The sequence below is a fragment of the Mesorhizobium sp. M7A.F.Ca.CA.002.09.1.1 genome, from assembly GCF_003998555.1.
GTDB lineage: Bacteria > Pseudomonadota > Alphaproteobacteria > Rhizobiales > Rhizobiaceae > Mesorhizobium > Mesorhizobium ciceri.
On record NZ_RZRR01000030.1, the window covers coordinates 1 to 15,180 of the forward strand.

General features: G+C 63.2%; 14 protein-coding genes, 1 tRNA gene and 1 pseudogene. 8 read left to right on the forward strand and 8 right to left on the reverse strand.

All coding sequences use genetic code 11. The features are described 5' to 3' along the window. Window positions 1-147: 147 nt before the first annotated feature. From EN994_RS02800 to EN994_RS35265, 4 genes are all read left to right on the forward strand, one after another. The gene (locus EN994_RS02800; RefSeq protein ID WP_013529341.1) at window positions 148-1,086 is read left to right on the forward strand and encodes an ABC transporter substrate-binding protein; all 939 of its coding nucleotides are present in this window, start codon (window positions 148-150) and stop codon (window positions 1,084-1,086) included. Window positions 1,087-1,149: 63 nt separating this feature from the next. Beyond that, the gene (locus EN994_RS02805; protein ID WP_127307391.1) at window positions 1,150-2,043 is read left to right on the forward strand and encodes a sugar phosphate isomerase/epimerase; all 894 of its coding nucleotides are present in this window, start codon (window positions 1,150-1,152) and stop codon (window positions 2,041-2,043) included. A gap of 332 nt (window positions 2,044-2,375) precedes the next feature. Continuing rightward, window positions 2,376-2,729 (forward strand): cupin domain-containing protein, encoded by a 354-nt coding sequence (locus EN994_RS02810; RefSeq protein ID WP_024503728.1) that lies wholly within the window; start codon window positions 2,376-2,378, stop codon window positions 2,727-2,729. A gap of 937 nt (window positions 2,730-3,666) precedes the next feature. After that, window positions 3,667-3,831 (forward strand): hypothetical protein, encoded by a 165-nt coding sequence (locus EN994_RS35265; protein ID WP_164745797.1) that lies wholly within the window; start codon window positions 3,667-3,669, stop codon window positions 3,829-3,831. Between the two features lie 151 nt (window positions 3,832-3,982). Here the strand turns inward: EN994_RS35265 and EN994_RS35915 are convergent, their stop codons facing one another. The 3 genes from EN994_RS35915 to EN994_RS02830 form a co-directional block, all read right to left on the reverse strand. Continuing rightward, window positions 3,983-5,968 carry a hypothetical protein gene (locus EN994_RS35915; protein WP_244514235.1) on the reverse strand — a complete coding sequence of 662 codons (1,986 nt, stop codon included), beginning with the start codon at window positions 5,966-5,968 and terminating at the stop codon, window positions 3,983-3,985. A gap of 477 nt (window positions 5,969-6,445) precedes the next feature. Further along, window positions 6,446-6,522 (reverse strand) — tRNA-Arg (locus tag EN994_RS02825). Window positions 6,523-6,605: 83 nt separating this feature from the next. Beyond that, on the reverse strand, window positions 6,606-7,769 hold the full coding sequence (locus EN994_RS02830) for a M20 aminoacylase family protein (protein WP_063169116.1): 1,164 nt from the start codon (window positions 7,767-7,769) through the stop codon (window positions 6,606-6,608). A 213-nt stretch (window positions 7,770-7,982) separates the two neighbouring features. Between EN994_RS02830 and EN994_RS02835 the strand changes: the two genes are divergently transcribed. Continuing rightward, window positions 7,983-9,146 (forward strand): D-alanyl-D-alanine carboxypeptidase family protein, encoded by a 1,164-nt coding sequence (locus EN994_RS02835; protein WP_013529350.1) that lies wholly within the window; start codon window positions 7,983-7,985, stop codon window positions 9,144-9,146. Between the two features lie 3 nt (window positions 9,147-9,149). Further along, window positions 9,150-10,259, forward strand: coding sequence for a GTP-binding protein (locus EN994_RS02840; RefSeq protein ID WP_027162928.1), 1,110 nt, complete (start codon window positions 9,150-9,152; stop codon window positions 10,257-10,259). 10 nt (window positions 10,260-10,269) lie between these two features. Here EN994_RS02840 and EN994_RS02845 read toward each other — a convergent pair whose 3' ends face one another. From EN994_RS02845 to EN994_RS02865, 5 genes are all read right to left on the reverse strand, one after another. After that, a complete protein-coding gene (locus tag EN994_RS02845) occupies window positions 10,270-10,506 on the reverse strand; it encodes a sulfurtransferase TusA family protein (RefSeq protein WP_024503732.1) in 237 nt (78 codons plus the stop codon). Window positions 10,507-10,514: 8 nt separating this feature from the next. Continuing rightward, entirely contained in the window at window positions 10,515-11,813 is a 1,299-nt protein-coding gene (locus tag EN994_RS02850; RefSeq protein ID WP_127307392.1) for a murein L,D-transpeptidase family protein, read from the reverse strand. A 217-nt stretch (window positions 11,814-12,030) separates the two neighbouring features. Then, window positions 12,031-12,981 (reverse strand): acetyl-CoA carboxylase carboxyltransferase subunit alpha, encoded by a 951-nt coding sequence (locus EN994_RS02855; protein ID WP_024503734.1) that lies wholly within the window; start codon window positions 12,979-12,981, stop codon window positions 12,031-12,033. Window positions 12,982-13,080: 99 nt separating this feature from the next. Further along, window positions 13,081-13,998 carry a site-specific tyrosine recombinase XerD gene (locus EN994_RS02860; protein ID WP_063169115.1) on the reverse strand — a complete coding sequence of 306 codons (918 nt, stop codon included), beginning with the start codon at window positions 13,996-13,998 and terminating at the stop codon, window positions 13,081-13,083. A 17-nt stretch (window positions 13,999-14,015) separates the two neighbouring features. Next, the gene (locus EN994_RS02865; protein ID WP_013529356.1) at window positions 14,016-14,168 is read right to left on the reverse strand and encodes a hypothetical protein; all 153 of its coding nucleotides are present in this window, start codon (window positions 14,166-14,168) and stop codon (window positions 14,016-14,018) included. A gap of 210 nt (window positions 14,169-14,378) precedes the next feature. On the opposite strand from EN994_RS02865, the gene EN994_RS02870 reads away from it, so the two are divergent. Continuing rightward, the gene (locus EN994_RS02870; RefSeq protein WP_024503735.1) at window positions 14,379-14,990 is read left to right on the forward strand and encodes a shikimate kinase; all 612 of its coding nucleotides are present in this window, start codon (window positions 14,379-14,381) and stop codon (window positions 14,988-14,990) included. Further along, window positions 14,987-15,180 (forward strand): annotated as a pseudogene (locus EN994_RS02875) (3-dehydroquinate synthase); the annotation flags it as partial. The gene EN994_RS02870 and the pseudogene EN994_RS02875, both read left to right, overlap by 4 nt.

Sequence of the window (15,180 nt, forward strand, 5' to 3'; positions counted from 1 at the left end):
TCAAGGGATTGGTCATCATCGTGGCGGTCGCCCTCGACCGCTACAGGCTCCAGGCAGGAGCAAGAACGTGATTGACCTTAGTCGCCGGCGTCAACGACCGGTTTGTGTAACGCACCGTGAGAGGCGCGGGGCAATCGGAGGAAAGCAATGAAGACCATCGCCAAACTGCTCTGCGGCGTCGCACTCGCGTCGCTCGCCATCGCGCCTGCTTCGGCCAAGGACCTCAACAAGGTCGGTATCTCGGTCGGCCTGCTCGGCAATCCCTTCTTCGTCGCCACCATCAAGGGCATCGAGGACGCGGCCAAGAAGATCAACCCGAAGGTCGAGGTGACCTCGGTATCGGCCGATTATGACCTGAACAAGCAGGTCTCGCAGGTCGATTCGTTCATCGCCGCCGGTGTCGACGTGATCATGCTCAATGCCGTCGACGCCAAGGCGATCGCGCCGGCGGTGAAGAAGGCACAGGCCGCAGGTATCGTCGTTGCCGCCTTCGACGTTTCGGCGCCGGGCGCCGACGTCACCGTGATGACCAACAACGTCAAGGCCGGCGAAGAGGCCTGCCAGTACCTGGTCGACCACACCGGCGGCAAGGGCGACTACGTCATCCTCAACGGACCGGCATCGTCGTCGATCCTGGAGCGGGTGAAGGGCTGCAAGAACGTGCTTTCGCAGCATCCCGACATCAAGATCCTCTCCGACGACCAGAATGCCGAAGGCTCGCGCGACGGCGGCCTGAAGGTGTTCCAGTCGCTGCTCACCCGCTTCGACAAGATCGATGCGGTGTTTGCCATCAATGACCCGACGGCGATCGGCGCCCAGCTCGCTGCCAAGCAGCTCAACCGTTCGGAGTTCATCTTCACCGCCGTCGACGGCGCGCCCGATATCGAGAAGGAACTCTCTTCCGGCACCTCGATGATCAAGGCCTCGGCCTCGCAGGATCCCTATGTGATGGCCGGCCAGTCACTGACGATGGCGGCCGAGCTGCTGGCCGGCAAGAAGCCGGCGGAGCCGACCGTTCTGCTCGACCCGAAGCTGATCACGGCCGAGAACCTGAAGGACTACAAGGGCTGGACCGCAGCCCGCTAAATTCTTCCAAGACCGGTGCGGCCGGGATGACCCGGCCGCACCTTGTCAGCACCGGAGACGATGATGTCGCGTATTGGAATCCATTCTTTCGTCTGGTCGGCGAGCTCGGCTCAGGCCGATCTGGAGCGCACGCTGGCCAACACCAGGGAGGCCGGCTTCGATCTCATCGAATTCTCCTATCTCGCCCCCGCCGATGTCGACATCGGCGGGCTCGCCAGGCGCATCGCCGATCTTGGCCTCGGCGTGGCGATCAGCATCGGATTGCCTGTTGACGGCGATATTTCGAGCGCCGACAGGGCGATTGCCGCGCGCGGCGTCGAAATCCTCAACGATACCATCGCGCTGACGCGTGACCTCGGCGGCCGGAAGGTCGCCGGCATTCTCTCGACCAGCCACGGATTGCAGGTCGAGGCGCCGACGCGCGATCAATGGCAGCGCAGTGCCGGCACGCTGGCCAAGGTTGCCGAAACAGCCAAGGCGGCCGGCGTCACGCTCAACCTCGAGATCGTCAACCGCTTCGAAAGCAATCTGCTCAACACCGCCGCGCAAGGACTGGCCTTCATCGAGGACACTGGCTCGGACAACATCTTCCTGCATCTCGACACGTTCCACATGAACATCGAGGAGGCCGATGTCGGGCTGGCCATCCATCAAGCCGCGGACAAGATCGGCTATGTCCATATCGGCGAAAGCCATCGCGGCTTCCTCGGCACCGGCAATATCGATTTCGCCGCGATCTTCGATGCGCTGACGGCGATCGGCTACAGCGACGATCTCAGCTTCGAATCCTTCTCTTCGGAAATCGTCGATGAGCACCTGTCGAAGAAGACCGCCATCTGGCGCAATCTGTGGACGGACAACATGGCGCTGGCCAAGCACGCGCGCGCCTTCATCGGGCTCGGGCTGGAGACGGCAAGGCGCAAGGCGGAACTCGTTTCGGCGCGCCACAAACCCTGACCCGCCCGTCGAGAGGGCGCGGCGTGCGCCGCATGGCAGGGCTCTGACTTCAAATCAACAAACGGCCTTATGGCAGCCAGTGCTGGCAGCTTTTGCGCCGCCAGCTTTTTCGCGATAGGAATTTTTTCTTGACTCGGTGACCTCAGCTATGGTACATTTTTGCCTATGGTGCTGATTTGCGCCAGTGACCCGCCGCACAGGCGGGTTTTTGTTTGATGCACCGTCAGCCAAGGTGCCGGCCGTATGGCGGCGGCATTGCTCGCGGCAGGTGCATCGGTTATCTGACCGGCCAGGCAAACAGCGCCACGCAATCCCCAAACGGAGTTCAGCACATGACACGCGAGACAATCCTCAAATTCGGCACCGTCGAACACGCGGACGCAGGCGATCTGGCTGGCTGGATCGTCGTCGAGGGCAGGCCGACCATGCAAACCGCCGTCCAGCACACGACCGAGGACGGCAAGGTGTTGTCGGGCACCTGGCGGGCGACACCCGGCACCTATCACGCCACCTATACCGACTATGAGTTCGTGCACATGATCGCCGGCCGCATCATCATCACGCCGGACGGCGGCACGCCGGTCGAGGTCGGCCCCGGCGATGCCTTCGTCGTGGAAGCGGATTTCAAGGGAACCTGGAAGATCATCGAGCCGGTGACGAAGCATTTTGTCGTGCGGGTCGGCTGAAGCGGGGTGATCCGTCTGGCCGCGCCATCGCGGCGAGTGCTCAAGCGAAGCTTTTTCGTGCCTCCGGGGGCCTTTTGGAGGCCATCCCACCGACATCGCCTGGGTGTCGCCGATGGCTCGGAGGAGGTGCGCTGACCTGGGCGCGGTAAGCGTATTCGCTGATCTCTGCATTCGCCGGGGCCTCGGCCAGGCCACTCCTCGGACTCCGGTCATTGGGTCATGAAGGCGTCTGCGGCGTCATCCAGACGGTCGGCCTCGACATGAATGATACGGCACTCGCCAGCCAAGCGCCCTCTCATCGGTGCTTGCCGGCCAGGTATCCTTGATAGACCGGATTGATCCCCTAGTTCTTTCGGGGGCGCGGCAATCGCGAGGTTGCCTCGGGGGCAGCGGCGGTTCGCGCCGTTCTGACTGCACGCCGCGGAAAGACGGTTGGACCGACGCATCCATGGAGGTCGTCGTGCGTCAATCGCGTGGATTCACCTGTGCGTATTTCGTCTTAGCTTGCTCGATCGCGGTAGTTTGCGCAGGAGCTGCAACCGGTGGTCAGCAAGGCGGAGGGCATGGCAACGGCGGCCATGGTTCTGGTGACCATGGGGGCGGTGGAGGTCATGACGCCGGCGGCAACCAGGGCGGCTCGCACAAAGGGACTGGCGACGACCCCGGCGGCTCCAGTTCGTCGGCGGACGACGGCGAGACCAGCACAAGCGGCACTACGACAGCCCCGGGGACTGTAGGTTCGGCCACCGCCACTGCTGTTGCGTCCGCAAGGGGCGGACAGTCGCTCGACCTCCCGGCCGCTCTCCAGCCTCCCAGCGACAGCAAAACTCAATCAACAGTCAGCCGAACCGAGGCGCTGCCGGGCGTCCCGGATAAAGTCGTTCGGGCCTGCCATGATGCCATCGAGTCGGCCGCCGCTCCGTTGGGGGCGACCAGCGTGCGCGTCACCAGCGCGGGCTTCGTACATCAGTTGAGTCGGGCGACGATCTCGGCCCCCATCGAGGTCAGCATCGACTATGCGCGGCAAGGCAGCGTGGAAACGCGGCAGGCGGCGATCCAATGCGAATTGGACGCGACAGGCAGCGTGATCGGCCTGACATAGCGCATCGCGCAGAACACTCTCGCTGATGAAGCAGGGTGAATTCGAGAGGCCATTCATCTTTGGCCGAAATGGCAGCAGGCCTCGGGTGCATTACGAAGGGGTGCGGGGCATCAAAAATGGCCTTCCACGGAAGCGACCGCGCAGTCGGAAATCACTGCGGTGTCACGTGTCTTGGCAAGAGCGAATAAGGAAGTGTGATCGAACGCACCCGGGTCATCCGCGAAGGGCTGCGAACCTTGCCAATCTTCTTGCTGACGGCCTTCACCTGGCTGGCTGCCGCGCGGCCAGAACGCGGCTTCAGGGGCGGTTCGATCTGCGCGCTGCGGCGCTCAGTCCTGAGCCTGTCGTTGTCCCCGCGCGCCGCAGCCAAGTCGCGGGCAAGAGAAACAGTGGCCTTGCGTTGCTCGTCCAGAGCCTCCTGAAGCTTAGCGACACGCACCAAAAGAGCTTGGGCGGCGGCTTCGCGCTCGATGCGTGCTCTGTCGAGATCCTTACGATTCATGACGGCTGTAGTACGTTCCCGTGCCAGGGCCTGTGCCGTCTCGGTTGCGGCCTGCTCGGCACGCTCTTTCGCTGAGACTGCCTTGGCTCGCTCCAGTTCAGCCGCCTGGCGCTCGATGCGAGCTTCTTTCAGCTCCTCAACGGCCGCTGCTGCTGCAGCGCGTTCTCGTGCGAGCGTTCGCTCCGTGTCAGCTGCGGTCCGCTCCACTTGTTGTCTCGCTGTGACCGCGTCGGTCTGTTCCTGCTCAGCCGCAGCCGTACGCTTCATGAGTGCGGCATTGGCCAGTTTCGCTTCGGCGAGATCGCCACGAAGCAGCTCCGTCTTCCGGCGCTCGTCGTCGAGTATGCCGCTCGCCTGCACCAGTGAAGCCTTGGCCGTGGCGCGATCCTTGGCGGCCTCGGTCTCAAGCTGTTCAATTTGGACGCGCGCTTGCGATAAATCGCGCGCCTGCCTTTGGGCTTGCTCCTGCTCGAGATGAGCAGCGGGCATCTCCTTAAGGACATAGCTGGCGCCCTCGCTCAGCATCGTGCCGGCCTCTCCCGCAATGCGCCGCAACGCGTCAAGGGTGCGGGCTGCCGCGAGTTCATTGCGCAACCGCTCCTCGCGCGCGTCATCGGCAGCTGCCATGCTTGCCCTCAGCGTGTGGATCTGCTTGCTCGCCTCGAGGAGCGCTCCCTGCAGAGCGGCGCTCCTGGCACGCTCGCCTTCCGCCGCCCGGTGCTCCTGGTCGGCCAATTGTCTCGCAGCGGCAGCCTGAGCACGATCCGTCCCGGTTTGCGCCTGGTTAGCCGTGAGATCCGGGCCAAGCAATTCGGCACTCGCCTGAAATCCCAGCGGGCGCGAAAGGTCTCGATGGGCCTGGTCTTGGGTTTGCGAGATGGCGGAAGCGCTTTCGACCCAGATTTGTCTCGTCATCGCATAGCCAATCGGCGCGGCCAGACAAATGGCGGCGAGACCCAAGCGCGATACAAGAACGATCGGCCTGCGAACGACAGGGTTTGAGGCAGGCGCCATGGCCGGGTCGGGATCTCTCAACTGAGCTGTGAAATTCAAACCGCGATCCGCAGCATAGGCCAACGGAGCAATTTTTGGCGGTGAAGCCTTATGGCGCAATTGGTTCCATGCCGACCCGCAAATCCGCTTCCCACGTTCCGCGATCGCGCTGATGGATGCTGCAAGCCGGCCAGACTGCACTCTGTTCGGTGCAGGAGCACCGGTCTCGACCACTGACGAGCACCCGCTGGGTTCGGATGTCGCGGCGAAATGTTCGATTCGCACTCCGAACCGAGAGTAGTTGGTATTTTGAGCCCGAACATCCAGGCCGACCGCATGCAAGGGGTTGGCAGCCTTGGAAGAAGCAGGCCCGACGACAAGTCCGTCCGGGCTTTCCCATTCCCAAGAAGCCTCGTCGGCGAAACCGGATCTGCCTTCGTCAAACGCTGCAAGGCGGCGCCGTCGCACTGCGGCAAGGATACGCCGGAGCACAAGATAGACGCCCACCGATGCAAGCGTCACCACTGCGCTCAGAATGGCCAGATTTACGTCGTTTGCATACATTTCGGCAAGATAATTTGGCATTGCCGTGCCCGTGCGTTCTGGGTGTATTGCCAAGTTCATAAAGCGATGTCTGGTCATTCGCCTTGGTATTCGCCAAGGCCTTACCGCTCTCGGAGCGTCGCTTTCTTCGGGATCCTTCTGGTCCTTGCGAATTGTTGCGGATGGCGGGGCGCCGGTCGCGTTCCGATAGATCGCCGCAGTTGATATTCCGTAGCGGGCAATGGCCGACCAAGGACGCATGCAGGGCTCTGAAACGCCGGTTTGCGCCTCTGCATAGCAACCTCGCGAGAGTTCGCCGGTGCGGACAATTCGCCATTTCCGGGCTTAGGACTGTCCATCATGAACTTTAAGCTAGGTCACAGCGCACCACGGTCAACCATCAGCTCCTAGTGATCCTGCAGGCAGCCTTCGGCCAGACAAAGGGCCATTGTAGTGCCCGCTCTTCGTAGTGAAGCTGATCGTTCCTTGTTCGGTGATGCATTCCCGCCGAGATTAGAATTCGTCGTACTGTTTCGCGAAAAGTACGACGTCAATTTGCTAAGCTGATGCAAAGCATGGTGATCCCGACAGGAATCGAACCTGTGACCTACAGATTAGGAATCTGCCGCTCTATCCTACTGAGCTACGGGACCACGCGGCCAGACACATAGCCGCTTCGGATCGTTTCGCCAAGAGGCCGGCCGAAGGCAATTCGGCCGGCTTTGCGCTGCCGCTGTCAGGCGGCCAGCGCGGTTTCAGCCAGTTTCACCCAGTAGCTCATGCCGTGCGGGATGACCTCGTCGTTGAAATCGTAGGCCGGGTGGTGCAGACCGGCGGTGTCGCCATTGCCGATGAAGATGAAGGCGCCGGGGCGGGCTTCGAGCATGTAGGAGAAATCCTCGCCGCCCATCACCGGCTGGATGCCGCGGTGGACATGGGCGTCGCCAGCGACACTCATCGCGACGTCACCGGCAAACACCGTCTCTTCCGCGTGGTTGAAGGTCACGGGATAATTCGCCTGGTAGTCAACCTCGATCCTGGCCCCGAACGCGGTCGCCAGCCCGTCGCAAATGCTGCGGATGCGCTCTTCGGACTTCTTGGCGATTTCTTTTCGCAAGGTGCGCACGGTGCCGGCGATTTCGGCGGTTTCGGGGATGATGTTGTAGGCATCGCCGGCGTGGAACTTGGTCACCGACACCACCACGGCCTCGACCGGATCGGTGCTGCGCGAGGCGATCGTCTGCAAGGCGCCGACCAGTTGGCTGGTGATGACGATCGGGTCGATCGTACCGTGCGGCATCGCCGCGTGGCCGCCCTTGCCGCGCACGGTGATGGTGAATTCGGCGGTCGCCGCCATGATCGGGCCCGGGCGAATGGCGAACTGTCCGACAGGCAGGCCCGGCATGTTGTGCATGCCGAATACCCTGGAGATGTCGAAACGCTCCATCATGCCGTCCTTGACCATCTCGTTGCCGCCGCCGCCGCCCTCTTCGGCCGGCTGGAAGATCACCGCCACCGAACCGGTGAAGTTGCGCGTCTCGGCGAGGTATTTGGCCGCACCCAGCAGCATCGCCGTGTGGCCGTCATGGCCGCAGGCATGCATCTTGCCGGGGATGGTCGAGGCGTAGGGCTTTCCTGATATCTCGTTGAGCGGCAGCGCGTCCATGTCGGCGCGCAGGCCGATGGTGGGACCTTCGCCCTGGCGGCCGCGGATGATGCCGACCACGCCGGTCTTGCCGAGCCCGGTGACCACATCGTCACAGCCGAAAGCCTTCAGCTTCTCGGTGACGAAGGCGGCGGTCTTGAAGACGTCGAAGTTCAGTTCTGGCGTCTGGTGCAGATGCTGGCGCCAGCCGGCAACTTCGTCCTGCATTTCGGCGGCACGGTTCAGGATTGGCATGATGGTTCCATCTCGCTGTTGGGACGGCGGGTGTTGGCCGCTGCCTTGCAATTGTGATCGCCAGGCACTTTGCCATCTTGGCGTCACATAGAGTAAATAGCACCGCAACAATGGGGTCCGGGTTTTGAGGGTCGGACCATATGCTGGCGATCGCGTAATGAAATCTTACGGAGCCAGGGGCGACTACGGCAAGAGGCGATTTCGGATTTGATCATGCGGTACAGGCATTTCCTCAAACTATTCTCGGCTGGCACAATCGCGCTGTCGGTTGTGGCCGGGCCGGCGCTGGCCAATCCGGTGGTCGTGTTCGACCTCGGCAGCGGCAAGATCCTGCAGCATCAGGATGCGTTCAAGCGCTGGTATCCGGCATCGCTGAGCAAGCTGATGACCGCTTACGTCACCTTTCGGGCGATCGCGGCCGGCGAGGTACAGCTCGATTCGCCGATCAAGGTGACCAAACACTCCGCCGCCGAGCCGCCAAGCAAGATGGGCTTCAAGCCGGGTTCGGTGATGCGGCTCGACAATGCGCTGAAGATGATGCTGGTCAAATCGGCCAACGACATTGCCATGGCTGTCGGCGAAAATGTCGGCGGTTCGCAGGCGGCCTTTGCCGACCGGATGAACGCCGAGGCGACCCGGCTCGGCATGAACGGCACGCATTTCGTCAATCCGAACGGGCTCTATTCGCCGGATCAGTACACGACGGCGCGCGACCTCGCCGTGCTGGTGATGGCGATCCGCCGCGAATTTCCGCAATATGTGCCGTGGTTCTCGATCGAGGGCCTTGCCGTCGGCAAGAAGGCGATCCCCAACTACAATCTCTTGATCGGCCGCTATCCCGGCGCCGATGGCATGAAGACCGGTTTTGTCTGCCCTTCCGGCTTCAACATGATCGGTTCGGCGACGCGCAACGGGCGCACGCTGGTCGCGGTTGTGCTTGGCGAGAAGTCGGCGGTCACCCGCGCCGAGACGGCGGCAAAACTGCTCGATCAGGGGTTCGACACGCCTGTCGCCGGCTCGGCCACCGTCACCACGCTGGCGCCCTATGGCGACACGGTCTCACCCAACGACATGCAGGACGAGGTCTGCAAGAAGAAGACGCCGCAGGAGCAATCCGAGGCGCCGCCGGCCGCCGCCAAGAACGTGCCGAAATCACCCTATCAGGAAAAGCTCGACCATGTGCCGACGCTGGTTGCCGTCGGCCTTGGCGGCGCCACCGGTCCGGCGCCGAAGGCCATCCTCGACCAGGGCGCGCAGGAATTTGCCGATGTGCCGATCCCGAGCTGGCGGCCCGACAGGCCGGCACCGGCCGGCACCGGCCCGAAGATTGCCGGCTCCGCCGCGCAGGGCGACCAGCCGGTCAAGGTTGCGAACTAGCCAATGGGCAGCGGCTTCCCGATCCCAGTCTCGGTGCTGACCGGCTTCCTCGGCGCCGGCAAGACGACGCTGCTCAACCGGCTGCTCAAGGATCCGGCGCTGGCCGACACCGCGGTGATCATCAACGAGTTCGGCGAGGTGGCGATCGACCATTTGCTGGTCGAGCAGTCTTCCGACGGCATCATCCAGCTGTCGGACGGCTGCCTGTGCTGCACGGTGCGCGGCGAACTGGTCGATACGCTGGCCGACCTGGTCGACCGGCTGCAGACCGGCCGCATTGCCCGGCTCGCCCGCGTCATCGTCGAAACCACCGGCCTTGCCGACCCGGCGCCGGTGCTGCAGTCGATCATGGCGCATCCGGCGCTGATCCAGGCCTTCCGGCTCGACGGCGTCATCACTTTGGTCGATGCCGTCAACGGCAACGCCACGCTCGATGCCCATGTCGAGGCGGTAAAGCAGGTTGCCGTCGCCGACCGCATCGTGCTCAGCAAAGCCGATCTGGCCACCGACCCCAATGAGCTGGAAATGCTGCGGGCGCGCCTGCGGCAGATCAATCCGGGCGCCGAACTGCTCGATGCCGGCGACACGGAGACAGGCGTGGCGGCGTTGTTTGATTGCGGCCTCTACAACCCGGCAACCAAATCCGCCGATGTGCGGCGCTGGCTTGGCGAGGAAGCGGCGCACGATCATCACCATCATGCTGGTCATGATCACGAGCATGGCCATGACCACGGCCATCGTCACGATCAGCGCGTGCGCTCCTATTCGCTGGTGCATGACGGCCCGGTGCCGTTTTCGGCGATCGAGATGTTCCTCGACCTGCTGCGTTCGACCCATGGCGAGCGCCTGCTGCGCATGAAGGGCGTCATCGAGCTCAGGGAAGACCCGTCGCGGCCGCTGGTGATCCATGGCGTGCAGAAGATCCTGCATCCGCCGGTGCAATTGCCGTCCTGGCCGGATGGCCAGCGTGGCACGCGGCTGGTGCTGATCACGCTCGACATGCCGGAAGATTATATCCGCAGGCTGTTCGCCGCCTTCACCGACCGGCCGTCGGTTGACACGCCCGACCGCGCGGCGCTGGAAAACAATCCGCTGGCGATCGCCGGGCGGTAGCTCCCAACGATTACGGCGCGCCGCGCTCGACCAGGAAGCGATGGCCGCCGGAGACCGCGGCCGTTTCAATCAACTGGTGGCCGCTCTCGGAGCAGAATGCCGGAATGTCGATGACGGCGAGCGGGTCGGTGGTCTCCAACCAGAGCCGACTGCCCGGTTGCATCCCCGCGAGGCGCTTCTTGGCCTTGAGCACGGGCAAGGGGCAGTTCAGCCCCTTGAGGTCATAAATAGCGGCGCGATCAGCCACGGGCGATATCAACCGCCGAACATGCCGAGCAGCTTGTTCTTCAGCTTCGTCACCCGGCTTTCGTCGGCACTCGCCGCTTGCGTTTCAGCCATTGGCGCCGCTTCCGAAGGGGCCGCGATGGTCGCGGTGGCGACTGGGGCCTCCTTGGCGGCCTTCTCGGCCTCCTTTTCGGCCAGAGCCTGGGCCTTGGCGGCTTCCTTGGCTTGCTTGGCCGCCTCTATGGCAGCCAGCCTCTGCTCCTCGGCCTTCTGCTTGGCAGCTTTTTCGGCATCAAGAGCCGCCATCTTGCGGCCGGCGGGCGAATCGATGCGGCCCATGCGTGCCGTCTCGGTGACCGAGCCGTCATTGTTGAGCGACGGCGGATCGATCGGTACGCGTTCGCCGCGTGCGCGGCGCTTGGACCAGTCGGAGACGATGCTGGCTTCCTTGATACCGGCGATGGTCGGCTTGGGCGCCGGCACGCTGGCCTTGACCGCGCCGCTGAACGCCGCGTCATAGGTGCTCATGTAGGAATTGTAGGCGCTCTGCAGCGAATCAGGCTGCGTCGTCGCCGGGCAGGCGCCAGTCGGATCGAATGTCTGACCGTCGGCGGCTACCTGGTTGAAGACATAACGCTTCTCGCAGACATCGACCTTCGGCGGCACCTTGGTGATCTCGAAATTGTCGTAGCCGACCTTGAGCATCTTCCAGAAGTCGTAATTCGGGTCGTTGCGGTAGCGCGCCATGTTGGCGGCGGTCATGCGGAACGGAAACGCCTGGATCTGGAACTCGGTCTGGCCGCCCTGGAAAGCATCGCGGCCGAAGGCATAGATCTGCTCGATCTGCGCATCGGTCATCGAATAGCAGCCCGACGACGAACAGGCGCCGTGCACCATCAAATTGGAGCCGGTGCGGCCGTTGGCGCGGTCATAGGCGTTGGGATAGCCGATGTTGAAGGACAGATGGTAGTTCGAGCGCGGATTCATCTGCGCCGGGCGCACCGTGTAGAAGCCTTCCGGCGCCTGGCGGTCGCCTTCGGTGTATTTCGGCCCGAGCTTGCCCGACCATTTGCAGATGTCGTAGCTGGCGACCATGTCATAGCGGCCGTTGGTCTTGGCCTTCCAGATCTCGAGCTTGCCTTCTTCCTTGAAGATGCGGGCCATCACCGACGAGGTGCGGACCATGCCCTTGGCCCTCATGTCGGCGAGGATCTTGTCGGGCAGCGGCTTGTTGGCCTCCGGGGCAAAATCCTTCATCGACGAATTGTTGCAGCCGGCAACGCCGAGGGCAGCGATCAGGATTCCGGTGCGGGCAAGCTTGACAAACATGGCTACGGATATCGTCTTTTCTCTGGCGCCAGGACGTTTCCTGCCCCGGCTGCTACACTGCGCATCGACGGACCCTAAGCCCGTTAACCCTAATAAATTCCTTACCGCAAGTGCCGACGCATCCCCCTGCGGCAGTCTCATTGAGCCGAATGCAGCGGCATTTTTGTGGCAAAAATGCTCCGCTCCGCCACATTGTTGCGGCCAAGGGTGCCTGTGGTCAGAGACTGCGGCCCATGGCCAGGTATTTTTCGCGGCGCTGTTCGCGGAAATCGGTGTTGGCGCCGGCGAAGTCCTTCATCGTCCTGGCGATGAGGTCTCCGGTCGCGGCGATCACGGTTTCGGCGCCGCGATGCGCACCGCCGAGCGGCTCGGGGATGATGGCGTCGATGATCTTCAGTTCCAGAAGATCCTGCGCGGTGATCTTCATGTTGGTCGCCGCGTCCTTCGATCGTGTCGTGTCGCGCCACAGGATCGAGGCGGCACCTTCCGGCGAAATCACCGAATAGATGGCGTGTTCGAGCATGTAGACGCGGTTGGCGGTGGCGATGGCAATGGCGCCGCCCGAACCGCCTTCGCCGATGACCACCGAGATCGACGGTACTTTCAGGCCGAGACAGGTCGAGGTTGAACGGGCGATAGCCTCCGCCTGGCCGCGCTCCTCGGCGTTGACTCCGGGATAGGCGCCGGCCGTGTCGACCAGCGTCAGGAGCGGGATCTTGAAGCGGTCGGCCAGTTCCATCAGCCGTACCGCCTTGCGGTAGCCCTCCGGCCGAACCGAGCCGAAATTGTGCTTCAGGCGGCTGGCTGTGTCGGAACCTTTTTCCTGGCCGATGATGGCAATGGGTTCGCCGCGGAAACGGGCGAAACCGCCGACGATCGCCTGGTCCTCACCGAAATTGCGGTCGCCGGCCAGCGGCGTGAAATCGGTGAACAGGCCCTTGATGTAGTCGACGCAATGCGGCCTGTCGGGATGGCGCGCCACCTGCACCTTCTGCCAAGGCGTCAGCGCCTTGTAGGCATCGCGCAATGCGTCGCGGGAGCGCTTCTCGAGACGGTTGATCTCGTCGCCGACATCGACCGCCTCGCCATTCTCGGCAAGCTTCTTCAGCTCGAGGATCTTGCCCTCGAGGTCCTGCACCGGCTTTTCGAAATCGAGGTAATTATACATGCGTGAGCGGACCGATACGTCGGAAGGCAGTGGCTGACGGAACCCTTGAATCCAAGGCTCCGGGCGGTGAAATGTCGTCCTCACATAGCGATATGAGGCCTAGTCGGCAAGCGGATGATGATCGTTGACCAGCCGCACCAGCCGCTCTTCCAGCACATGGGTGTAAATCTGTGTCGTCGATATGTCGGCATGGCCAAGCAATTGCTGCACGGCCCGCAGATCGGCGCCGTTCTGCAGGAGATGGCTGGCGAAAGCATGGCGCAGCACGTGCGGCGAGATCTTCGCCGAGGCAATGCCGGCCCTTGCCGCCAGCCCTTTCAGGTCACGCGCGAAGACCTGGCGCGAGAGATAGCCGCTGTCCGAGGCGGCCGGAAACAGGAACGGACTGTCGGCCAAGGCTGGCACCTTGGCGCGGGCGGCAAGCCAGGTCTTCATCGCCGCGCGTGCCTTGGCGGAGAGCGGCACCATGCGCTCCTTGTCGCCCTTGCCGCGCACCATGAAGAAGCGGTCGTCGCGTTGCGCCACCGTCACCGGCAAGCCGACCAGCTCGGAAACGCGCAGGCCGGTGGCGTAAAGCACCTCGACCAGCGCATGCAGGCGCAGTGATGCCAGGCTGTCCCCATCGCCCGACGAGACATCGCCGGCTTCAATTGCTGCACGGTCGATCAGCCGGCCGGTGTCGGCCTCGCTCATCGTCTTGGGCAGCGGGCGGCCCTTTTTCGGGCTGTCCAGCGTGCCGGTCGGGTCATCGCCGCGCAGGCCTTCGGCGTAGAGGAATTTGAAGAACTGGCGGATCGCCGACAGTTTGCGCGCCTGCGACGTGGCGGCAAAGCCGCGGGCGGCAATGTCGTCGAGATAGGCGCGGATATCGGCGGCGGCGGCACCGGCCAGCCCGCCATCGATCGCGCCGGAAGCGTCCTCGAGGTCGCGGCGGTAGGAGGAAAGCGTGTTTTCTGCCGCGCCCCGCTCGGCGCTCATCATTTCCAGAAAGGCTTCGATGCGGGCGGCGCTGTTCATTCAGCCTGTCTTGTCATTCAGCTTTTCTTGGGATTGAGCTTTTCCGGAGGGATGCGCACGCTCATTTCCCCCTTCTTTGGCTCGACGAACATCACCAGTGCGAACATCGTACCATAGGCAATGCCAGCCAGAATCGCCGTTACCACGACAAAGCGAAACAGTGTCGGCATCAATTTTCGCCCGTCTTCTTGTTCTGCGTTTCCAAACCCTGTCCCCTTATGGGACGCCAATCCGGCCAATTCAAGGAAGAAGCTGGGGCCTGTTAGCAACTTCTGATGCAGACCCTGCCAGTCCATATCGGGTTCAAGGCACTTGCCACGCTTGACGCAAACGGGCTTTTCATGTCGATACGCCGGCAAAGAGGGCCTTCGAAACATCCGATGAACGCGCTGCCAGCAAATCCTCCAGACGAGAACCACGCCGCGTTGCTCGGCAGGCTGGGCAGCCGTTCCGTCGTCTTCGTCGGACTGATGGGCGCCGGCAAGACGGCGATCGGCCGCAAGGTGGCGACGATGCTGGCGCTGCCCTTCATAGACAGCGACCAGGAGATCGAAAGCGTCTCGCGCATGACCGTTCCGGAACTGTTCGAGCGCTACGGCGAGACCGAATTCAGGGCGCTGGAGCAGCGCGTCATCCTGCGCGTACTGGAAAACGGGCCGCAGGTGCTGTCGACCGGCGGCGGCGCCTTCATGAATGCGCAGACGCGCGAGGCGATTGCAGCGCAGGGCGTCTCGGTGTGGCTGAAGGCCGAACTCGACCTTCTGATGGATCGCGTCGCCAAGAAACAGAACCGGCCGCTCCTGAAAAGCGCCGACCCGCGCGCCGTGCTGGAGCGGCTGATGGGCGAGCGCTATCCGGTCTACGCGACATCGGACGTCACAGTGCCGACCCGCGACGACCGCAAGGAAGTCATCGCGACCGAGGTGGTGGACGCGCTGTGCCGGCATTTCGGCATTGATCAGGCGGCTGCGACGGGCGAGGTGGAACAGTGAGCATCGAGGCACCCGTTGTCGTCGAAGTCGGCCTTGGCGACCGGACCTACGACATTCTGATCGGCTCGGGGTTGTTGGCCCGCGCGGGTGCCGAGATTGCGCGCCGGCTGCCGGGCACACGCGCCGCGGTCGTCACCGACGCCAATGTCGCGGCAGCGCATCTCGGTGCGCTGAAGGCAGGCCTCGAAAC

What these genes read in the sequence shown, in the direction of transcription:
- EN994_RS02800 (WP_013529341.1), top strand. Translation starts at nt 148, where the DNA reads ATGAAGACCATCGCCAAACTGCTCTGCGGCGTCGCACTCGCGTCGCTC.
- EN994_RS02805 (WP_127307391.1), top strand. Translation starts at nt 1,150, where the DNA reads ATGTCGCGTATTGGAATCCATTCTTTCGTCTGGTCGGCGAGCTCGGCT.
- EN994_RS02810 (WP_024503728.1), top strand. Translation starts at nt 2,376, where the DNA reads ATGACACGCGAGACAATCCTCAAATTCGGCACCGTCGAACACGCGGAC.
- EN994_RS35915 (WP_244514235.1), bottom strand. Translation starts at nt 5,968, where the DNA reads ATGACCAGACATCGCTTTATGAACTTGGCAATACACCCAGAACGCACG.
- EN994_RS02830 (WP_063169116.1), bottom strand. Translation starts at nt 7,769, where the DNA reads ATGCCAATCCTGAACCGTGCCGCCGAAATGCAGGACGAAGTTGCCGGC.
- EN994_RS02835 (WP_013529350.1), top strand. Translation starts at nt 7,983, where the DNA reads ATGCGGTACAGGCATTTCCTCAAACTATTCTCGGCTGGCACAATCGCG.
- EN994_RS02840 (WP_027162928.1), top strand. Translation starts at nt 9,150, where the DNA reads ATGGGCAGCGGCTTCCCGATCCCAGTCTCGGTGCTGACCGGCTTCCTC.
- EN994_RS02850 (WP_127307392.1), bottom strand. Translation starts at nt 11,813, where the DNA reads ATGTTTGTCAAGCTTGCCCGCACCGGAATCCTGATCGCTGCCCTCGGC.
- EN994_RS02855 (WP_024503734.1), bottom strand. Translation starts at nt 12,981, where the DNA reads ATGTATAATTACCTCGATTTCGAAAAGCCGGTGCAGGACCTCGAGGGC.
- EN994_RS02860 (WP_063169115.1), bottom strand. Translation starts at nt 13,998, where the DNA reads ATGAACAGCGCCGCCCGCATCGAAGCCTTTCTGGAAATGATGAGCGCC.
- EN994_RS02865 (WP_013529356.1), bottom strand. Translation starts at nt 14,168, where the DNA reads ATGCCGACACTGTTTCGCTTTGTCGTGGTAACGGCGATTCTGGCTGGC.
- EN994_RS02870 (WP_024503735.1), top strand. Translation starts at nt 14,379, where the DNA reads ATGAACGCGCTGCCAGCAAATCCTCCAGACGAGAACCACGCCGCGTTG.